Origin of the sequence: Streptomyces sp. B1866, from assembly GCF_031932565.1 — a bacterium.
Taxonomy (GTDB): Bacteria; Actinomycetota; Actinomycetes; order Streptomycetales; family Streptomycetaceae; genus Streptomyces.
In genome coordinates, this window is the sequence record NZ_JAVSCF010000434.1 from 1 (window position 1) to 2,872 (window position 2,872).

General features: G+C 76.2%; 2 protein-coding genes and 2 pseudogenes. All 4 read left to right on the forward strand.

Features of this window, described 5'->3' with window-relative positions:
- Positions 1-343, forward strand: a pseudogene (locus tag RKE29_RS29080) (NADH-quinone oxidoreductase subunit C); the annotation flags it as partial.
- The gene (locus RKE29_RS29085) at positions 340-1,302 is read left to right on the forward strand and encodes a complex I subunit 1 family protein (protein WP_312008700.1); all 963 of its coding nucleotides are present in this window, start codon (positions 340-342) and stop codon (positions 1,300-1,302) included. The pseudogene RKE29_RS29080 and the gene RKE29_RS29085, both read left to right, overlap by 4 nt.
- Positions 1,299-1,823, forward strand: a pseudogene (locus RKE29_RS29090) (NADH-quinone oxidoreductase subunit I); the annotation flags it as partial. The gene RKE29_RS29085 and the pseudogene RKE29_RS29090, both read left to right, overlap by 4 nt.
- A gap of 404 nt (positions 1,824-2,227) precedes the next feature.
- On the forward strand, positions 2,228-2,872 hold a 645-nt coding region (locus RKE29_RS29095; protein WP_312008701.1), incomplete at its 3' end, for an NADH-quinone oxidoreductase subunit J.

Genomic DNA, 2,872 nt, shown 5'->3' on the forward strand with positions numbered 1-2,872 from the left:
CGCGGCGGGGGAGGCCCCGGCCGACCGCCCGGCCCGCCGCGCGCGGAGTGCGAGCGAGGGCTCGGCGAGCCAGCGCGCCGGGGCGCCCGACCAGACCGACGCGGCGGCGCCCCCGGCCGAGGGCCAGGCGCCGGAGCCCCGGCCCGCCCGCCCGGACCGGCCCCGCCCCCGCTCCGCGGACGCCCCCTGGCACAACCCCCGCCCCGGCACCGACGCCCCGGCCCCCGCTGAGACCCCGACTCACGAGGCCGGCGCGGCCGCCCCGGAGCCGGACGGCCCCGGCCCCCGGCCCCCGGACTCCCCGACCCCCGAGTCGGACGACACCGCGGGAGGCGCCGCGTGAACGACGTGCTCGAAGTCGCCCTGCGGCTGCTCGCCGTCTTCGTCGTGTTCCTCGTGTTCCCCCTGCTCGTCGGGCAGACCGAGCACAAGGTCATGGCCCACATGCAGGGCCGCCTGGGCCCGATGTACGCGGGCGGCTTCCACGGGTGGGCCCAGCTGGTCGCGGACGGCGTGAAGTTCGCGCAGAAGGAGGACGTGGTCCCGGCCGGCGCCGACCGCCGCGTCTTCCAGCTCGCTCCCGCCGTCGCCCTGCTGCCGTACCTCCTCGTCCTGCTGGCGATCCCGCTCGGCCCCGGCAACGCCGTGGGCCGGTCCATCGACGCCGGGATCTTCTTCGCGCTCGCCGTGATGGGCGTCGGCGTGCTCGGCTCGCTCATGGCCGGGTGGGCGTCGGCCAACAAGTTCTCCCTTCTCGGCGGCCTGCGCACGGCCGCCCAGCTCATGGCGTACGAGCTGCCGATGCTGCTCGCCGCCGCCTCCGTGGCGATGGCCGCCGGCACCGTCTCGCTGCCCGGCATCCTCGACGCGTTCGAGTGGTGGTGGGTGCCCTGGCAGATCATGGGCGGGCTGGTGTTCTTCACCGCCGGGCTCGCCGAGCTCCAGCGCCCGCCGTTCGACGCGCCGATCGCCGACTCCGAGATCATCTTCGGTGCGTACACCGAGTACACCGGGCTGCGCTTCGCGCTGTTCCTGCTCGCCGAGTACGCGGGCATCGTCGTCCTGTGCGGGCTGACGACCGTCCTGTTCCTCGGCGGGTGGCACGGCCCGTTCGCCGGCGACCTCGGCTGGCTGTGGACCCTGCTGAAGACCGCCGTGCTCGCCTTCGTCGTGATCTGGCTGCGGGTGAGCTACCCGCGGCTGCGCGAGGACCAGCTCCAGCGGCTCGCGTGGACCGGGCTGATCCCGCTCGCGCTGGCCCAGATCGCCCTCACCGGCGTCGTCAAGGTGGTGATCTCGTGAGGGGCCTCCCCGGATCCGGCCTGGCCAAGGGCCTGGCCGTCACGCTGCGGACGATGACCAGGAAGTCGCACACCGCGCAGTACCCGGACGTGCAGCCCGCGCTGCCGCCCCGCACCCGCGGGGTGATCGGGCTGTTCGAGGAGAACTGCACGGTCTGCATGCTGTGCGCGCGCGAGTGCCCGGACTGGTGCATCTACATCGACTCCCACAAGGAGACCCTGCCTCCGGCCGCGCCCGGCGGGCGCGAGCGCAGCCGCAACGTGCTCGACCGGTTCGCCATCGACTTCTCGCTGTGCATGTACTGCGGGATCTGCATCGAGGTCTGTCCTTTCGACGCGCTGTTCTGGTCGCCGGAGTTCGAGTACGCGGAGGAGGACATCCGCGACCTCACCCACGAGCGGGACAAGCTCCGCGAGTGGATGTGGACGGTGCCCGCGCCGCCCGCCCTGGACACCCGCGCGGAGGAGCCCAAGGAGCTCACCGCCGCCCGCAAGGCCGCCGAAAAGCTCGCCGCCGCGGAGCGGCAGGCGGAGGGGCCGCACGCCGCGGACCAGCCGCCCGCCGGTCAGCCGGGCGCCGAGCCGCGTCCCGCGGACCGGCCGGCCCCGGCGCGCCGCGCCGCCGGTCAGCCCCCCGCCGCGCCTGGGGCCCAGTCCCGGCGGGCCTCGGGCCGTCCGGCGGGAGGCGAGCAGCCCCAGGACGAGCGAGCCCCGGACGCGCAGGCCACCGACCGGCAAGCACCCGACACGCGGCCCCCGGAGCAGGCCCCGGAAGCCGGACAGGCCTCGGAAGCCGGACAGGCCCGGGACCGGACGGGCGACCCCGCCCGGGGGGACTCCGCCCCGGGCGACTCCCGCACGGGCGGCCCCGCCCCGGGCGGCCCCGCCCAGGCCCCCGGGACGCCGCAACCGCCGGAGGGCGACGCGTGAACCTCGCCGCCGCACACCACGGCTTCCTGTCGCCGACCGGCGTGGAGATCGCCTTCCTCCTCGTCGGCCTCGCCACCCTCGGCGCCGCCGTCCTGACCGTCACCACCCGCCAACTGGTGCACGCCGCCCTGTGGCTGGTGGTGGCGCTCGGCGGGCTCTCCGTCGAATACCTCCTGCTCACGGCCGAGTTCATCGCCTGGGTGCAGGTGCTGATCTACGTCGGATCCGTCGTCGTCCTCCTCCTGTTCGGCCTCATGCTCACCAAGGCGCCCATCGGACCGTCGCCGGACGCCGACTCCGGCAACCGCTGGGCCGCCCTCACGGTGGCCGTCGCCTCCGCGGTCGCCCTGGTCTGGGTGGTCGTGGACGCCTTCCGGACCACCTGGATCGACCTCGGCGGCGCCCCGGGCACCACCGCCGTCTCCGGCCAGAGCCTCTTCCGGCACTGGGTGCTGCCGTTCGAGGCGCTGTCCGTGCTGCTGCTCGCCGCGCTCGTCGGCGCCATCGTCCTGTCCCGGCTACGGGCCGCCGAGACCGCCGCGGCGCCCCGCCCCGCCCCGGCCCCGCCCCTCCCCGGCCGGAGCGGCACCCCCGCGGGCGCCTCCCCGGGCGGCGCTCCCGACGGCGGCCGGCCCGGCGGC